The organism is Streptomyces sp. NEAU-YJ-81 (assembly GCF_017592595.1).
In the GTDB taxonomy this organism is placed as follows: Bacteria; Actinomycetota; Actinomycetes; order Streptomycetales; family Streptomycetaceae; genus Streptomyces; species Streptomyces hygroscopicus_B.
On the sequence record NZ_JAGFNO010000032.1, the window covers coordinates 20840 to 39335 of the forward strand.

The window sequence follows — 18496 nt, forward strand, 5'->3', positions numbered from 1 at the left end:
CGGGTCAGCTCTCCTCGGTGGCGCGGAGCGAGGTGGCGACGTAGTCGGCGAGCTGGCCCACGGTCAGCGCGATGATCTCGTCGAGTTCCAGGTCGGCGATGAACAGGGCGAGGTTGACGCGCTCGCCGTACTGCTCGCGCAGAAGGCCGGCGAGGGTGACCAGGTCGATGCTCTCCAGCTCCAGGTCGTCGTGGAAAAGCGTCTCGCGGCTGATCTCGGCGTCCTCCAGACCGGCGTCGGGCAGCTCGCGCAGCGTCGCGGCGATCTGTGCGAGGACGGTGTCCTCGTCGATGCTGAGGGCCGTGGGGGTGGCCGCCTCACTGGTCATGCTGGCTCTCCTGACTGACTGGCTCGGCGCCGCCCGTGGTCCAGGCGACGACATAGTTCCGTTCGGGCAGCCCCGCGGGGGCCGCCACCTGATCGCAGCGCACTTCCCAGGCGCGGCCCGCGTGTTCCACCCGCAGCAGGTCGGGACGGGCGGCGGTGACCCGGTACTCCTGAGGTCGTCCGCGCAGCCCCGTACCGCGCTCCTTCGCGACGGCTTCCTTAGCCGCCCAGAAACGGGTGAACCACAGGTCTTCGCTCTCGTCGCCCGCGGCGACGGTACGGGCGAGGAGCGCGCGCTCCTCGGGGCCGCAGGCCGCCGCGACGGCGGCGGCGGGCCGGGCGGTGACCTCTTCGAGGTCGATGCCGCAGGGTCCGCGGCGGGCCAGGGCGACCGCCGCCTCTGCGCTGTGCGCGAGGGAGACCGTCAGGCGCGGGCCGATGGCGCGGCCGTGCACGCCGGTCACCACGGGCCGGCCGGCCGCGTCGTTGTGCAGGGCGATCTCGGCCGGGTAGATGTCGCCCGCGCCCTCCGCCCAGAGCAGCCTGCGGACCGCGTCCTTGGCGGCGATCCGGCCGAGCAGGTGGCGGCGCTTGCGGGTCGGGGGCTGGCCGGCGTAGCGGTCGCGTTCGGCCCCGCCGAGCACATTGCGCATGATCAGCTCGCGGGTGGCGAGATCGGGCCAGCGCTCGTGGAGCAGGCTCCATCCCTCGGTGCGCGCCTCGGAGAGGGTGTTCCGGCCGGGAAAGCGGTCCATCAGACGCATGCCGGGGTCGGTGTCGAAGCGCCGGTCGGTCCAGCCCGTGCACTCGGCCCAGACGCGGCCCGCGTGGACGAGCTGCATATCGGCGGTGAGGGTGGTGGGGGTGAGCTCTCGGATGCGGATATGGCAGTCCAGGGCGGTGCCGGCGGCCGGTTCGGGGCCGTAGAAGTCGATCCGGGCCATGCCGACCGGGAAGACCGTGGTGCGTTCGGTGAGGGTGGCCATGATCCAGTAGCCGAGGAGCTGGCCGACGTTGTCGAGGAGCGCGCCGGGTGGTCCGGGCGCGGTGAGGACGCCGCGCACATGCCGTTCGCCGATCGCGGTGAGTTCGGTGACGCCCTGGAAGGCGGGGCCGTGGAACATCCACCGCTCGGTGTAGAGCTGTCCGGCGGCCAGTTCGGGAACGCGTTCGCGGGCCGGGTCCACCGGCCACACGGCGGGCGGGGTCGCGGGTCCCGAGGCGAACCGGACCTCGGCGCCCGCGAAGCCGGTGAGCCCGACCTCGATCCGGTCCGGGGCCGAGCGGCGCACCGCGACGGGCACGTCACGGGCGGGCATGGCCTCGATCCACTTCTGGAGCCGCACGTTGTGCACGGCCACCACCCGCTGTCCCCGCTGGCTGGGCATCGCCTGTTCCGCGATCCGGACGAGGTGGTCGATGACGGTGGTCGCGGGCACGATCGGCCACCGGTCGGCCTCGTCGGGCCAGCCGGGCCGTTGACGGAAGAAGCAGTGGTCGCGGAGGTACGGCATCCGGTCCACGTCGATCCGCAGGGCGGCGGGGACGGTCGCGAGGCCGTCGGCGCCGCTGGAGCTGTTCGGACCGCCGGAACCGCTCGGGGTGCCGGAACCGCTCGGGCCGCCGGAACCGCCTGGGGTGCCGAAGCCGTTCGGCCCGCCGGACCCGTCCGGGCCGACCGCGTGGCCCAGGGCCCGCGGTGCGGCCGGTGGCGGTGCGACGGCACCGGATCGCGGGGTCGGCGGCCGGTGACGCGCCGGGACACGGGGGCCGCGGCGCTGCCCCAGCGCGTCGAGGAGTTCCGCGGCGACGGCGGTGGTGTCGGTGAGCAGCGCGGAGAACTCGGCGGCCACCGGGTGGTGTCCGCCGGCGCGGCCGGGCCAGTCGAGCCCGTCGGCGCGGGCCTCGGTTCGGGCGGCCGGGACAGCCGGGCGCCGGGTCCGCGCGGTGCCATCCGGTGTCGTGACGAGGAGACCGTGCCCGGCGGCGGGGAGGGAGACCAGGGCGCCGCCGAGGTCGAGCTTCATCCCGGCGCGGCGCACCGGGCGGATGCTCGAACTCCCCCGGCCGGCAGGAGGGTTGAGCGGGGTAACGTCCGGGTCGGCGCCCTCTGTCCACAGCGCGGTCGTCACCCGGCGGAGCTGGGCGAGGCTGTCGCGGGAGGTGGAGTGCGCGGGAACCACCAGGCGATCGCGGCCCGCGAGGGTGTCGTCGATGAGGGAGCCGAGCTGGCCCGCGCCCAGTGTCAGGAAGGCCCGGAAGCCCGCCTCGTACATCCGCAGGACGAGTTCGCGGAAGCGGACCGGTTCGAGCAGGTGGCGCACGAACAGCTCGCGGACCGCCTCCGGTTCGGCCGGGAAGGGAGCGGCGACGGTCGCGGACCACAGGGTGGTGTGCGGCGGGTGCAGGGTGTACCGCTCGGCCGCCTCGCGGATCGGGTCCAGGTAGGGGGCGAGCATCGGGGTGTGGAAGCCGGAGCGGAAGGGCAGCACCTGCGCGATGACGCCCTGCGTGCGGAAGCCGGCCACCAGGTCGGCGACGGCCTCCTCGGGTCCGCAGATCATCGACTGGTTGGGCGCGTTGTCGTGGCTGAGGACCACGTCCTCGCGGCCGGCGAGCCGGTCGAGGACCCGGTCGGCGGCGGTGCCGAGGACGGCGAAGGCCAGGCCGGGCACCCGCAGCGCGTCCGGGTCGAAGCCGGCCAGGAAGGCGTCCACCTCCTCGGGGGTGTGCACCCCCGCCGCCGCCATCGCGGTCCACTCCCCCACGCTGTGCCCCGCCACGGCGTCGGGCGCCACGTCCAGGCGGCGCAGCGCGGTGTCGAGCAGCCGGCCCAGTTGGAAGACGGCGGCGCCGTGCCGGCCCACGTCGCCGACCTCCGCCTCCTCGTCGTAGGACCAGTCCAGGCCGAGCCGGGCGGCGAGTTCGTCGACCTTGGGGGTGAACTCGGCTTCCAGGCCCGGGAAGACGAAGGCGGTGCGCCCACCGGCCGGGCCGAGCACCGGGCGCGGGGTGAACCACACGTCGCCACGCCCGCGCCAGGGCTCGCCCTTGCCGACCGCCCGGCGCGCCATTTTCAGGCGGCGTGCCGTGGGGTCGACGATGCCGAGCCGCACCGGGCCCGCGGCAGGCGAGCCCGTCTCGGGCAGGCTCGCGGCGAGCACCGCGCCGTCCTCGGCGTCGAGCCGGGCGGCCAGTTCCTCGGGTGTCCGGGCGGCCAGCCGCAGCACGCGCTCCGGCTCACCGACGGTCACCCGCGGGCGGCGGCCACGGACCGCGGCGGGCTGTTCGAGTATCACGTGCGCGTTGATGCCTCCGAAGCCGAAGGCGTTGACCGCGGCCCGGCGCGGGGCGCCGCCCGCGACCTCGTCCCAGGGACGGGCTGCGGCGAGCGTGCTGAACCGGGTGGCTTCGAGGGCCGGGTTGGGGTCATCGCAGTGCAGGGTGGGCGGCAGCGTCTCGTGGTGCAGGGCGAGCGCCGCCTTGATCAGACCGGCCACGCCGGCGGCCGGCATGGTGTGCCCGATCTGCGACTTCACCGAGCCGATGACGGCGCGCCCGGCGGTCGCGGGGCCGAACACCTCGGCCACCGTCTGAAGTTCGGCCCCGTCCCCGGCGGCCGTCGCGGTGCCGTGCGCCTCGAGGAGCTGGAGCGCGTCGGCGGCGCGCGGGTCGAGTCCGGCGGCCTCCCACGCCTGGCGGACAGCACGGATCTGACCGCCCGGGTCGGGGTTGAACAGGCTCGCGGAGCGGCCGTCGCTGGCCACTCCGGTGCCGCGGATCACCGCGTAGATCCGGTCCCCGTCGCGCCGCGCGTCCGCCAGCCGCTTGAGGACGACCACGCCGGTGCCCTCGCCGATCAGGACGCCGTCCGCGTCCCGGTGCAGCGGGCGGATGCGCTCGCTCGGGGACAGCGCGCCGAGCTGGGTGAAGACGCTCCACAGGGTCAGGTCGTGGCAGTGGTGCACCCCGCCCGCGAGCATCACGTCGCACCGCCGGGAGGTGAGTTCGCGTACCGCGTGGTCCACGGCGACCAGCGAGGAGGCGCAGGCGGCGTCCACGGTGTAGGCGGGTCCGCGCAGATCGAGCCGGTTGGCGACGCGGGAGGCGACCAGATTGGGCACCAGGCCGATCGCGGACTCCGGCTCCTCGGGTCCGAGCCGTTCGCAGAACCCGGCGCGCACCGACTCCAGTTGGGCTTCGTCGAGTTGCGGGGCCAGCTCGCGCAGGGTGTGCACGAGCTGGTTGGCGGTGCGGACCCGCTGGTCCAGGCGGACCAGGCCCGGCGTGAGGTAACCGCCGCGGCCGAGTACGATCCCGGCGCGTTCGCGGCGGGCGGGCAGCACGGACTCACCGCCCGCGTCCTGAAGGGAGCGGTACGCCACGTCGAGCGCGATGAGCTGGTCCGGGTCGGTGGCGGGCACCGACTTCGGCATGATCCCAAAGCGCGTCGGGTCGAACTCGGCGCCGCTGTCGACGAATCCGCCGCGACGGCAGTAGAAGCGGTCACTGCGTCGCCCGGCGGTCGGGTCGGTCGCCGCGGTCGGGTCGTAGAAGAGCGGGTCCCAGCGGTCGGCGGGCACCTCGGTGATCGCATCCGCGCCGGCTGCGATGTTGTGCCAGTAGGCGGCCAGATCGGGGGCACCGGGGAGGAAGACCTCCATGCCGACGACGGCGACCGGCTCACCCTGCGCCTCGGGCCCGCCGAGGGGTACGGGAGTGGGCATCGTGTTCACCAGCCGGAGGCGGTCAGGACGACGGTGTGCTCGTCCGGGGCGCCATAGGCGAGTTCGCGCAACAGGCTGAGCGGGCCTTCCTCCAGGTCGATCAGTTTGATGCCGCGGGCCGCGTAGGAGCGCATCAGCTCCGGGCCGACCATGCCGCCGCCGGTCTCGGAGGCGGCCCAGGGGCCCCAGTGCACGGTCAGACCGCGCCGCTCGGCACCGGACCAGCGGCGGCCCAGTTCCTCCAGGGCGTCGTTGGCGCCGGCGTAGTCGCTCTGGCCGCGGTTGCCGAGGGCGGCGGCGATGGAGCCGAAGAGAACGGCGAAGCGTGGGCTCACCGGCAGCCGGTCCACCGCGTCGAGGACGGTGCGGGCGCCGTCGGCCTTGGTGGTGAAGACCCGGGCGAAGGACTCCGGGGTCTTCTCCGCGATCAGCTTGTCCTCGATGAGCCCGGCGGCGTAGACCAGCCCGTCGAGCCGTCCGTACTGGGCGTACACCTCCTTGACCGCGGCGCCGACGGCCTCCGTGTCCGTCACGTCCACCCGCTGGTACTCGACCTCACCGCCCATCTCTCGCAGGGCGGCCAGGGTGGCGCGTACCTCGCGCTCGGCGAGGATCGCCGAGACCCGGCGTTCGGTATCGGCGGGAGTGGTGGTGAGCTTCGCGGCGAGCAGGGCGCCGCGCAGCGAGGCACGGTCGGTGGCACCGGCCGTGGCCGGGTCCTCGGCGGCCGCGGGTTCCGGAGTGCGGCCGAAGAGGACCAGGCGGCAGCGGGCCGCGGCGGCGAGGGTGCGGGCGAAGCGGGCGGTGATGCCCCGGGCGCCGCCGACCAGGAGGACCACCGACTCACGGTCGAGCCCGACGGCCTCGGCCTCGGCGACGCCGTCACCCGCCGGTCCGGCGCCGCTGGTGGCGATCGAGCCGAGCGGGGTGAGCGCCAGGCGCAGGGCGCGGCGCCCGCCGCCCTGGTCCAGCAGGACCACCGGCTCGTGCTCGGGGGCGGCGAGTTCGGCGAAGAGGGCGCGGGCGGCCTCGGCGGCGCTCGCCGCGTCGGGGATCTCGGCCAGTGTGGCGTGGGTCTCGGGGTACTCGCGGGCCACCGTGCGGAAGAAGCCGCGCAGCCCGCTGGGCGCCCCGGCGCCCCGCCGGTCGGCGGCGAGCAGGCGACGCGGCCCGGCGGCGAGGACCCGCTGGTAGAGGGCGAAGGCTGCGGGCAGGACGGGTCCTTCGGCGTCCAGCGGCGTCAGGTGCACCACCGTCTCATCGCCCACGGCGGGCGTTTCGCCGTCGGGGACCAGCTCGGTCTCGACGCCGGCCTCGGCCAGCAGCGCGGACAGCTCGGTGGCGGTCTCGCCGCCGCCGAGGAGCTGTACCCGGTGGCCGGGCTCCGGGCGGGCGGTGACCGGTTCGAGGACGTGTTCGGTGAACAGCAGCCGCTGCGGGGCGGTGATCTCCGGGCGTGGTCCGTCGACGGCGAGAGTGGGGGTGGGGGCCTCGGCGGGCGCCGGAACGGAGCCGAGGGCTGTCTCCAGGAGTGCGCTGAGCGCGGCGACGGTACGGGCGCCGCTGAGCGCTTCGAGGTCCGCCCCGGCGGTGTCCAGGGCGAGCCGGCCGCCGAGTTCGCCGACGATCTCGGTGCGCTTGATGGAGTCGATGCTGAGATCGGCCTCCAGATCGAGATCCGGCTCCAGCATGTCCACCGGGTAGCCGGTAAGCCCCGCGACCACTTCGAGAACGGTGTCCAGGACCGGCACGTCACGGGCCGAGGCGCCTGCCGCTGCCGCGGCGGAGGCGGGCGCGGTGGACGGGACGGCGGCGGGAGTGCCGAGCCGGGCGGCGAGGAGCGAGGCCATGCCCTCGGCGGTACGGACGCCGCTCAGCTCCTCCAACTGCTCGCCTCCCTCGGCGGCGACGCCCAGCCGGGCGGCCAGTTCACCGGCGATCTCGGCCCGCTTGATGGAGTCGATGCTGAGATCGGCCTCCAGATCGAGATCCGGCTCCAGCATGTCCACCGGGTAGCCGGTGAGCCCCGCGACCACTTCGAGAACGGTGTCCAGGACCGAGGTACCCGGCGCGGCGGCGGGCGCGGTGACGGGCCCCGGGGCGACGGGCAACGACGTGGTGACGGCCGGGACGATGTGTGCCGCGGGTATCGCCTGCGTGGTCGACCGCGTTGTCCCGGGCGGAAGTTCGGGTGCTCCCAGGTAGGAGAGCAGGACGTCGCGCTGGGCGGAGACCATCTCCCGGCTGCTGCGGAGGAACTCCGCGATCAGCGCTTCGGGACCGGCGGCCGGCGCGGGGAGGTGACGCGGGTCGGACACGGTGAACTCCGTCACGGGTCGGGCGGGGAGCAGGGCGTGCGGCGGGAAGGCGCCGTCGGCGCGGCGCAGCAGGTGGCCGTCGACGGTGAAACCGGCCCGCCGGACGGCTTTGGCGGTAGCCGGGTCCACGGTGTCGCGGCCGGTGAACAGCGGCCGGGTGCGCAGCTCCGTGCCGCTGACGGCGAGTTGGGCGAGCGCGGTCAGGAAGGCGGGCAGTCCGCCGTCGCGGCCGTCCTCCAGCGGCACGGTGCGGTGCGGGCGGTCCCCGAGCACGTCCGCCACCAGGCGGCTGAGCACCCGGCCGGGCCCGCCCTCGACGAAGACCCGGGCGCCTGCCTCGTACATCGCCTCGATCTGTTCGGCGAAGCGGACCGGGGAGCCGAGCTGGGCGGTCAGTTCGGCGCGGATGCCCTCGGCGTCGTCGGGGTAGCGGGCCGCGGTGCGGTTGGCCCAGACCGGGAAGGCCGGGGCCGGCAGGTCCAGTCCGGCGAGGTGGGTGCCGAAGTCCTCACCCGCGCCGTCGAGCAGCGGGCTGTGGAAGGCGCAGGCCACGCTCAGCGGCTTGGCGCTGTATCCGGCGTCCTTCAGTTGGGCGACGGCGGCGGCGATCGCCTCGCTCGGGCCCGAGATGACCGTCTGGGTGGGCGAGTTGTGGTTGGCGGCCACCACGTCCCCGGACAGGTCCGCGAGGCGCAGCACCTCCTCGACCTGGTCGGCGGAGGCACCGACCGCGGCCATGGTTCCCGCGTCGCCCTCCGGGACCCGGCCGAGGATGGCCTCGGCGCGGGCGGCGCTGGCGGCGAGCAGTTCGTCGGGGGTGAACACTCCGGCGGCGGCGAGCGCGGCGAGTTCGCCGTAGCTGTGGCCGCCGCCCATCGCGGGGCGCACGCCGAGCGAGCTGAGCAGTTCGGTGGCGGCGAGCGCGGTGATGCCGAGGGCGGGCTGGGCCACGGCCGTGTCGGTGATCCGGGCCTGGGTGCGGGCCGCGGCCTCGGCGTCGAGCGCGGCCGGCGGGAAGAGCGCGTCGGCCCAGCGGGCGCCGAGGTGCAGGTGGCGGTGGAGTCCGGGGAAAGCCGCGAAGAGCGGCGCGAGCATCCCGGGGCGCTGGCTGCCCTGACCCGGGAAGAGCAGCGCGAGCCGGCCCTCCGCGACCTCCCGCGGCACGGCGCGGGCGAGGTGGATGCCGTCGGCGGGGGCGTGTTCGCCCTCGGCGGCCCGGCGCAGCAGCTCTGGCAGTTCGGCCGACGAGCGGGCGACCACCGCGATCAGTACGGGTTCGCCGCGCACGGCGGCCTGGTCGCTGCGGTGGGCGGCGTGGCGCGCGAGGTCGCGCAGGCGGCTGTGGCCGCCGTCCTGGTCGATCAGGGCGAGCAGGGCGCGGACCGCCTTGACGGCGGCCTGCTCCTCGCGGCCGCGGAAGGTGAACAGCTCGGCCGGCCAGGCGTCCAGGGCGTGTGCGGCGGGCGCTTGGTCGTGGGCGCGCAGGACGACGTGGAAGTTGGTGCCGCCGAAACCGAAGGCGCTGACGCCCGCGATCCGGTCGGCCGGTTCGACGGCCCAGGGGGCGGTGGAGGTGTGGAAGGCGAAGGGGCTGGTGTCCGCCTCCCAAGCCGGGTTGGGGTTGCCGAGGTGCAGGGTGGGCGGCTTGACGCCGTGGTAGAGCGCGAGGGTGGTCTTGATCAGTCCGGCCAGTCCGGCGGCGCACTTGGTGTGCCCGATCTGCGACTTGACCGAGCCGATGGCGCAGGAGCCGGGTTCGGCCCCGTGTTCCCGGAACACCTCGGTGAGGGTGGCGAGTTCGGTGCGGTCGCCGACGACGGTGCCGGTGCCGTGCGCCTCGATCAGGCCGACCTCGGCCGGGGAGATCCGGGCGTTGGTGTAGGCGCGGGTCAGGGCGGCGCGCTGGCCTTCGGGGCGGGGCGCGGTCAGGCCGAGGCCACGGCCGTCGCTGGCGCTGCCGACGCCGTCGATCACCGCGTAGATCCGGTCGCCGTCGCGTTCGGCGTCGGCCAGGCGCTTGAGGGCCACGCAGGCGACGCCCTCGCCGAGGGCGATGCCGTCCGCGCTCGTGTCGAAGGTGGCCGAGCGGCCGGAGGGCGACAGCGCGTGCACCGAGGAGAAGAGCAGGTAGTCGTTGATGCCGTTGTGCAGGTCGGCGCCGCCGCACAGGACCAGGTCGCTGGTGCCGGTGACGAGTTCCTTGCAGGCGGCGTCGACGGCGGTGAGCGAGGAGGCGCAGGCCGCGTCGACGGTGTAGTTGGCGCCGCCGAGGTCGAGCCGGTTGGCGATGCGCCCCGCGATGACGTTGGCGAGCATGCCGGGGAACGAGTCCTCGGTCAGCTTCGGCAGTTGCTCCTCCAGTCCGGGCGGCAGCGTGCCGACGTAGGCGGGCAGCACGGTGCGCAGGGTGGAGGCGTTGGCCAGGTCGCTGCCCGCCTCGGCGCCGAAGATCACCGAGGTGCGGCGGTGGTCGGCTTCCGGCCCCTGGTAGCCGGCGTCGGCGAGTGCGCGCCGGGCGGCCTCCAGGGCGAGCAACTGCACGGGTTCGATGCTGGGCAGCGAGGCGGGCGGGATGCCGTAGCTCAGCGGGTCGAACGGGATCCGGGGCAGGAAGCCGCCCCAGCGGGAGGGGGTGCGTTCGCCGTCACCGTCCGGCGCGTAGTACAGCTCGGGGTCCCAGCGTTCGGCGGGCACCTCGGTGATGCTGTCGGTGCCGGACACCACGTTGGCCCAGAACTCGCCCAGGTCGCGGGCGCCGGGGAACATCGCGGCCATGCCGATCACGGCGACGCGCAGCGGCGGGGGTGCCTCCTCGGCGGCCGGGGCGGGGACGGTGACGACGCGCTCGGCGAGCCAGGCGGCGGCGCCCTCGGTCACCTCCCGGTGCAGAGCCGCGATGGTGGTGACCTCGGCGCGCAGCACGCTGACCTCGCCGGCCATGAACATGCCCTCGGCGCCCTGGCGTTCCTCGTCCACCGCGCGCAGTTCGTCCCCGACCCGCTCAACGCCCTTGGAGGCGATGCGCAGCCGGCCGACGTTGAACCGCTCCAAGTGCTCCCAGACCTCGCGGTCCGGCACGCCCTGGGCGGTGAGTTCGTCCCGCAGCGCGGCGAAGTCGCGGGTGACCTCGCTGGCCGCGCACCGGGTGGCGTGGCCCGGCGCGGTCTCCAGCAGGTCGGTGCGGTCGGCGGCGAGGACCCGCCGCTGGAAGAGCGGCCGGATGGCGCCCGCGCCGACCGCCTCGGCGGTGACCAGATAGGCGGTGCCCATCAGCACGCCGAAGGCGGCGCCCGCCTCGGTCAGCGGGGCGGCGACGGTCGCGGCCATGGCGGCCGACCGGGCGTCGTGGATGCCGCCCGCGAAGAGCACGGTCAGCTCCGTGGCCGCCGCGGGGCCCTGCTCGGCGAGGAACTCGCGCAGCACCTCGGTCTGCGCCTCCCACAGCGGGAAGCTGTTGCGGGGCCCGATGTGGCCGCCGCACTCGGCGCCCTCGAAGATGAACTTGCGGGCACCCGCCGCGAGGAACTGCCGCAGCAGCCCCGGCGAGGGCACGTGCAGAAAGGCCGATATGCCCTCCGCCTCCAGCGCGGCGGCCTGTGCGGGACGGCCGCCCGCGATGACGGCGTGCGTGGGTTTCAGCTCCCGGACGACGGCGAGCTGGGCCTCCTTGACCTGCTCGTCGGCGAAGCCCAGGATGCCCACGCCCCAGGAGGCGCCCTCGGGCAGCGAGTCCCGGGTGCGCTCCAGCATGGCCCGGGAGCGCGCGGCGTCGGCGAGGGCGAGGGCGAGGAAGGGCAGGGCGCCGTCGGCTGCCACGGCGGCGGCGAACGCGGGCTCGTCGCTGACCCGGGTCATCGGGCCCTGGGCGACGGGCAGGCGGGTGCCGAGCGCGCGGGCCCCGGCGGAGTCCTCGGCCAGCGCGGTGGCGGCCCGCTCGCCGACGGTGGCCCGGCCGATCGCGTCGCGGACCCTTCGGACCGCCTCGGCGGCGGTGGCGGAGCGGGCGGCGAAGGAAGCGGCGAGGTAGCCGTCCTGACCGACCGGCAGGAGGCGCCGCAGGGGATCGGTGGCGGCGAAGGCGCGTTCGGCGGTGGCGCTGTCGGCGGGCTGCTCGGGGGCCTGCGGCCCGCGGCGGCGCAGGAACCGCACCCCGTCGACGAGGACGCTCTCGGAGCCGTCCAGCGAGCCGAGTGCCTCGATGGTCTCGGCATCCGGTTCGGCCTCGTCGAGCAGCGCGAGTTGGACGTCGAGCACCACGCCCGCCGCTCCACCGGCGACCGCGGCGGCGGCTGTGCGCGGGCCGATGCCGCCCCACGCCCAGACCGGCACGGCGATCCCCGGGTCGGCGAGAACCCCTTGCAGCAGGACGAACGTGCTCAGCTCACCGGCCCTGCCGCCGCACTCGCTGCCGCGCAGCAGCAGCCCGGCGGCGCCGGCGTGAACGGCGTCGGCGGCTCCGGCGAGGCTGGTGACCTCGACGAGCACGCGGCGCCCGGGGAAGTCGGCGGCGGTCCGTGCGGGGTCGGCGAGCAGCACGGTCGTGGCGCCCTCGGGAAGGTCCGCGACGCCGAGCGGGCAGCCAGGACGGACCCGGACCCCGAAGGGACGGCCGCCGGACCAGCGGGCGGTACGACGCAGAGCCTCGATGGCATCGCGGCGACGCTCGGACAGTTCGAGCACGCCGAGGGCGCCTGCCCGGCCGGCCGCGGCGGTGAGGCGGGGCGAGGGGCGATGCAGCGGGTTGACCGCGAGGACGGCGTCTACCGATGCCTCTGACGGCGCAGGGGTGGCAAGCGTCCGCATGAGAGTCCTCTGTGGGGGGAGAGTGATGATCGGTAGTCAACTGGGGTCATTGACAGGCGGTCAACCTGTCGCTGAGAGTGACCACTCACTCCCCTTCATGCAGACCATCCCCTTTTGAATACCGAAAACTACGCACGCGGGATACCGCCCCAAGGCATTCACTGAAACACCGCACGACGCGGGAGTGCCAGCCACGTGAATGCGTCATGTGACAGAAACACAGGCGTCGCAATAAACTCACCGAAATGTGCGGCAGATCACGCGATTTTCCGGCCCAACACCCCACCGCCACCGGGGTCACACACTCTCCGTAGCGAACGCACAGCGAGCCCCCGTCCAGGGCGCCAACCTCCAAGGCAGCGGCCGTCTTGCGGCCACTTCACTCGCCGACGGAGGTGAGGGCGGATGCACTTGGCGGGAAAGCAAAGGGATCGCCGTCGGCCAGGAAACGGGTCAGTCGGCCAATTCCGCGAGCAGTTGCAGTGCCTTATGTGACGGGCTGTCCGGCTCTGCGGAATAGACCACCAGTTGCTGGCCCGGTGCGGAGGGCACGAGAAACCGTTCGAGATCGAGCGTGAGGGTACCGACCCGCGGGTGAGCGATCGTAGCCCTGCCATTGGTGCGACCCCGGACATCGTGCCTGGCCCAAAGACGTCGGAAGCTCTCGCTGCGCATGGACAATTCGCCTACCAGGGCCGCCAGATCCGGATCGTCGACCTCCGCGCCGGCCAGCCCGCGCAGGCAGGCCACGAAGTCCTGACGCGGATCCGGTTCGACCGGGAAGGTGTCCGGGTCCAAAAACACGGTCCGCAGGAGGTTGGTCCCCGGTGTGTGCGCGGGCGAGAGGGCCTGGGCCAGCGGATTCGCCGCCAGCACCAGGAACGTCTGGGTCTGCACGAACGCGGGCGTCGCCGGCCAGGAGTCGATCAGCCGGGCCAAGGTGGGAGAAACCCGATGACGGTGAGCACGCCCGCGCGAACCCGGGACGAAATGGGCGAGCGCGAACAAGTGCGTGGTCGCGGATGCGTCGAGCCGTAAAGTCTGAGCGAGCGCCCGGAGGATCTCCGCGGACGGCCGCCGGTCACGTCCCTGTTCCAGACCGAGGTAGTAATCCACACTGATACCGGAGAGCGTCGCGACTTCCTCGCGGCGCAGGCCGGGCACGCGCCGACGTGCGCTCTCAGGAAGGCCGACATCCGCAGGACGCAGTACCTCGCGACGAGCCCGCAGATAATCGCCGAGCAGATTCACGGTGCGGTCATCCATGAGGGCAAGAGTAAGCCGGAACGAGCCCCGGACCCTGGTGCCGACAGCACCAGGGTCACGGCTCACTTCCTCAGCCGCAACGCGGGACCTAGCGTCCGGTCCATGGCAGCAGAAACACTTGACGGCCTGACCGCCGTCGTCACCGGCGCCAGTTCCGGCGTCGGCGCGGCCGCGGCACGGCAGTTGGCCGCGATGGGTGCGTCCGTCGTCGTCGTGGGCCGCGCGGTGAGCAGAACCCGCGCCGTCGCCGACGAAGTCGGCGGCACCGCCCTTCCCGCGGACTTCGCGCGCTTCAGCGAAGTGCGCGAACTCGCTCAGCACCTGATCTCCCGCATTCCGCGGATCGACATCCTGGTCAACAACGCCGGTATCGTTTCGCCTAAGCGGCAAACGACGCCAGACGGTCATGAATTGACGGTGCAGGTCAATTTCCTATCTCCTTTCCTGTTGACATCGCTTCTCCGGGAGAAGCTCCTGCGGGCCCCCTCCGCCCTTGTCATCAACACCGGCTCCAGTCTCTACCGGTTCGGCAAGCTCGACCCGGACGATCTGGACCAGAATCGGCGCCGGTACGCACAGATGCGCTCGTACAACGCCTCGAAGCTGGCAAGTGTCGTGCATGCCGCCGAGATCAACCGCCGGGCACCGGACACCATGACCGCTGTCGCGTTCCACCCCGGCACCGTCCGCTCCGGCCTCGACCGCGACTCCGCACTGATCACGGCAGCAAAGGCAAGCCTGATCGGTCGGCGCCTGACGCGGTCACCGGAGGAGGGCGCCGAGCCCATCATCAAGATCGCCACCACCGACCGCGGCAAACTGAGAAACGTCTTCTACAACCGGCTTGAGCCGGAGCCACTGCGTGCCCCCGCCGCGGACCCGGATCTCGCTGCCCGGCTGTGGCAGCGGGCCCACGAGCTCACCCACGCATCGACATAGCGTGACTGCGGTGCCGTGGCAACACAGTGACAGGCGGGTCACCCGACTGACCCGAGCGAGGCCAAGGATCAGGCTCCGGCGATGGTCCGGCCCGGCATCGGCTCCGCGAGCGCGGCCCGCCGGGCCGGCGCGCCGAAGGGGTCCGCGAAGTACTGCGTCTCGTGCACCACGTGCTGGTCGGCGAATTCCATGATGCTCACCGAATACGAAGGCACACCGTCGTAGGTGATGAGGCATTCGCTCACCCACAGATTCGCATGGCCGGTGATCCGCTGGACGGTGAAGTGTCGGTCGGCAGGGTGCCCGCCGCGCTGCGCCGAGATTGTCGCTCGGCCCCGGAACCGCTCACCTGACTGCGGGTAGTCCAGGATCGCGTCCGTGGCGTAGATGGCGTGCTCGGCTTCGGTGTTCCCGCGTTCCGAGGCTCGCCAATGCTCCTCGATCGCGGCCCTGGTCCGGGAGTCAGTATCCATGGCACCGCCCTTCCGCAGCGGTGACAGCCTAGGCACTCCAGGCCACAGCCGCCCCGAGGCCAGGCGGACCTGGGCTGCCAAGTCCTCCCTTTGGCCGGAGCCGACCGGGTGTCCGAGCCGGATGAGTTCGCCCTGGATCCGTCGGCAGCCCCTCCGGCTCCCGCAGGCCCCCCTGAAGCCCAGGCCGTCACGTTTCGGTAACCTGGCCGAAACCCTTGACGTTCCTCATGGCTGGTTCCTAATCTCGCTGCAGCGTAATCGGCAGTTCCAGCAGTTCACGCGCTGCGGCGCTCTCCGCAGTTTTTGGCAGGCACAGACATAGACCACCTGTCGGTGGCTTCGTCGTGCCTGTTTCTGTGCTCCCCGTGCCGCCGGTAGGTCTTCCTCGAAGGCGGATTCATGGCACAACGTCCGAGCGTCAAAGGCGTCGCCGATGTCGTTGCGCTCATCGATGGGCTGGGAAAGATCACCGGTCGGGCGCAGATCATCTGGTTCCTCGTGTTCGGCGGACTGTTCCTCGACGCCTACTCGAACGCGGCGCTGAGCGCCGGTCTGGGGCCCATGACCACCCAGATGGAGCTCACCAGCACCCAAGTCTCGATCCTCACGGCCACTGCTCCAGCGCTGGCCATCATCTTCAACCCTCTCGGTGGCTGGCTCGCCACCCGCATCGGCCGCGTCCCCCCGCTGCTCATCGCCAAGGTGTTCGCCATCGCGGGCGCCCTGCTCGCCGCCTTCGCCGGTGACTTCACCGTCGTCTGGCTCGGCCGGGTCCTGGTGGGTGTCGCGTACGGCATCGACTTCGCGGTCGCCATGGCGCTGCTCGCCGAGTACACGCCCGCGAAGCTGGGCGGCCGGCTCAACCTGTGGCAAGCCGTCTGGTACGTCGCCACCACCAGCAACCTCGCCCTGGCCCTGCTCTTCTTCAACCTGGATGTCGGCTCGGACATCTGGCGCTGGTCGGTCGGCTCGGCCGCGGTCTTCGCCGTCGCGCTGCTGCTGAGCCAGGCGCTGATGCTCAAGGAGAGTCCCACCTGGCTGGCCAGCAAGGGCCGGCTGGACGAGTCCGTCACCAACCTGGACCGGATCTACGGGATCAAGGCAGTCGTCGATACGCCCGACACGATGGCCCGCACCGCGGCTGAGGCACCGGTCGTCGGGTTCCGCCAGACCGGGCTGCTGTTCAAGGGCGAGTACCTGCCGCGCACGATCCTCTCGTCGGTGATCTCGCTCGGGCAGTCGATGCAGTACTTCGCGGTCGGCTGGTACCTCCCGCTGATCAGCCTGACGATCTTCGGCGAGAGCTTCGAGAAGGCCACCATCGGCTCGATGGTTTTCAACGCCTTCGGTATCGCGGGCGGGCTGCTGTCCGCGTTCTTCGGCCGCCGCCTCGGGCTGCGGCTCAGCTCCGCTGCCGGCTTCGCCGGGGTCTTCGTGGCCCTGGTGGCGATGGGACTAACCTTCGAGAAGGTGCCCACGGCCGTGGCGTTCCTGCTGCCGGTGCTGTTCATCCTCTGCCACTCCGCGGGCCCAGGGGCCAACGGCAAGTCCATCGCGGCGCTCTCGTACAGCAGCGATGTCCGCGCCCTGGGCACCGGTGTCACCGGGATGGTCGGCAGCTTCGGCAGTGTCGCCGGTCTGTATGTCTTCCCGCAGATCAAGGACTCGCTCGGACTCGCCGACACCTTCTTGACGCTGTCCGTCGTGCCGCTGCTCGGCCTGATCACCTGCCTGGTGATCAAGTGGGACCCGATGAAGGCCGCCTCGCCCGACGAGGTCGCCGGGCAGGACCGCGACGCCACTGCGGCGCTCTCCGTGACGGCTCGCTGACCCACCGCCGGACCTGACCCACCGCCGGACCTGATCCACCATCGGACCTGGCGCACCGCGCGGTGGTCCCCTCCCCTCCTCCTCCCTCCCCTCCGCATCCCTCCCCTCCGCATCCCTCCCCTCCGCATCCCTCCCCTCCGCATCCGTCCCCTCCGCATCCCTTCGCACGGCTCGCTCGCGGTGCTCGAATGAAAGAGCTGCCATGACCCAGACGTTCCCCGGCGCCGCCCCACGGCGTGGTGTGCTGTCCATCGACGAGGGCACCACTGGCACCAGGGCCGGAGTCGTCCTCGACTCGGGCGCCACCCACGAGGTGTTCTACCGGCCGATCAAGGTCAGCCATCCGAATGACCTCTCGGTCGAGCAGGACCCGATGGAGATCTGGACCGCCACCCTCGAGGTGGCGCGGCGGGCCGTCGGCGGGGCACGCGAGGACGGCATCGAGATCACCGCCGTCGCGCTCTCCACCCAGCGGGCCACCGCGATGCTGTGGGACCGCGTCACCGGGCAGCCGCTACTGCCCGCGGTGGTGTGGCAGGACCGCCGGTACGCCCATGAGCTCACCGCCTACGAGGCGGAGTGGGGCGCCGTCCTGCTGGCCCGGCAGGGCCGGCCGGTCGGCGCCCGCGCCCCGTTCCTCTGGGCCGCCCGGCAGATCGCCGAGCACCCCGAGGTGGCCGCCGCGCACCGCCAGGGCCGGCTGCTCTTCGGCACCGTCGACACCTGGCTGATCTGGCGCCTCACCGGCGGCGCCGTCCACGCCACCACGCCGACCAACGCCGCATCCACCGGTGGCTATCTGCTGGAGCGGCACGCCTGGGACGAGGCATGGATCAGCCACCTCGGTTTCCCTCTCGACCTGCTGCCGGAGCTCCGCTCCGACGACACCGGATTCGGTACCACCGACCCGGCCGCCCTCGGGATCGCCGTCCCGCTCGCCGCCTCCATGGGCGACCAGCACGCCGCACTCGTCGCGCTCGGCGGTCTCGCCGTCGGGCAGAGCATGTGCATGTACGGGACCGGCGCCTTCGTCGACGCGGCGACCGGCACCACGCCCGCCCTGCCCCGGCCGGACATCTCCGGGGTGCTCGCCCAGCCCGGCCGGCGGCAGGGCGACATCAGCCACTACAGCCTGGAGGCATACACCTCCACCGTGGGTTCGGCGCTGCGCTGGCTCTGTGACGATCTGGGCCTGTTCGCGTCGCCGAAGGAGCTCGGTGAGGAAGCGGGCCGGGTCCCCACCCGGCCGGGCCGCACCCCGCGTTTCGTCCCGGCGCTCGCCGGGGTCCGTACGCCGGTCTGGCACCCGGAGGCCACCGCGTCCCTCACCGGGCTCACTCTCGCCACCACTCGCGCCGATCTCGCCCGCGCCGTGCTCGACGGGATCGCGCACTCGGTGTGCGATCTGATCGACGGGGTCGCCGACACCATGGGTACGCCGTTCACCCGGCTCCGGGTCGGCGGCGGCGTCTCCGGCAGCGACCCGCTGTTGCGGATCCAGGCCGACCTGACCGGCCTGCCACTGGAGCGGGTCGCCGACTCCGCCACCGCGAGCCTGCGCGGCACCGCCTATCTGGCGGGCGTCGCCCAGGGCCTGTGGCCCTCGCTCGAAGAGGTCGTCGAGGCGCAGCCGCACGGCCGGATCTTCGAGCCCGCGATCACGGCGGCCGAACGCACCGAGCAGCGGGCCGCCTGGCGCGACGTGCTGATCGCCCACCTCGACGACCCCGCGCTGCTCCCCCTGCGGGAGGGCCCGCCCGAACCGCACACCCCCCGCTGACGGCCCACCGACCGTCGCACCGGTGGCCCGCCG

8 protein-coding genes are annotated in these 18496 nt (G+C 73.1%); 3 read left to right on the forward strand and 5 right to left on the reverse strand.

Going from position 1 to position 18496, the window contains the following annotated elements; translation table 11 throughout:
* Window positions 1–4: 4 nt before the first annotated feature.
* The 4 genes from J5X86_RS41180 to J5X86_RS41195 form a co-directional block, all read right to left on the reverse strand.
* Complete coding sequence (locus J5X86_RS41180; protein WP_208521749.1) at window positions 5–328, reverse strand: acyl carrier protein; 324 nt, start codon at window positions 326–328, stop codon at window positions 5–7.
* Entirely contained in the window at window positions 318–5054 is a 4737-nt protein-coding gene (locus J5X86_RS41185) for a type I polyketide synthase (RefSeq protein WP_208521750.1), read from the reverse strand. Before J5X86_RS41185 ends, J5X86_RS41180 begins: the two co-directional genes overlap by 11 nt.
* A gap of 5 nt (window positions 5055–5059) precedes the next feature.
* Complete coding sequence (locus J5X86_RS41190; protein ID WP_208521751.1) at window positions 5060–12175, reverse strand: type I polyketide synthase; 7116 nt, start codon at window positions 12173–12175, stop codon at window positions 5060–5062.
* Window positions 12176–12628: 453 nt separating this feature from the next.
* Window positions 12629–13441, reverse strand: coding sequence for a helix-turn-helix domain-containing protein (locus tag J5X86_RS41195; protein ID WP_208521752.1), 813 nt, complete (start codon window positions 13439–13441; stop codon window positions 12629–12631).
* Window positions 13442–13543: 102 nt separating this feature from the next.
* On the opposite strand from J5X86_RS41195, the gene J5X86_RS41200 reads away from it, so the two are divergent.
* Window positions 13544–14380 (forward strand): SDR family NAD(P)-dependent oxidoreductase, encoded by an 837-nt coding sequence (locus tag J5X86_RS41200; protein WP_208521753.1) that lies wholly within the window; start codon window positions 13544–13546, stop codon window positions 14378–14380.
* A gap of 68 nt (window positions 14381–14448) precedes the next feature.
* Here J5X86_RS41200 and J5X86_RS41205 read toward each other — a convergent pair whose 3' ends face one another.
* Window positions 14449–14853: a nuclear transport factor 2 family protein gene (locus J5X86_RS41205; RefSeq protein ID WP_208521833.1), complete on the reverse strand. Its 405-nt coding sequence runs from the start codon at window positions 14851–14853 to the stop codon at window positions 14449–14451.
* A gap of 399 nt (window positions 14854–15252) precedes the next feature.
* Here J5X86_RS41205 and J5X86_RS41210 point away from each other — a divergent pair, with 399 nt between their 5' ends.
* Window positions 15253–16683: an MFS transporter gene (locus J5X86_RS41210; protein ID WP_208521754.1), complete on the forward strand. Its 1431-nt coding sequence runs from the start codon at window positions 15253–15255 to the stop codon at window positions 16681–16683.
* Between the two features lie 202 nt (window positions 16684–16885).
* Window positions 16886–18463 (forward strand): FGGY family carbohydrate kinase, encoded by a 1578-nt coding sequence (locus J5X86_RS41215; protein WP_208521755.1) that lies wholly within the window; start codon window positions 16886–16888, stop codon window positions 18461–18463.
* The last annotated feature ends 33 nt before the right edge of the window (window positions 18464–18496 follow it).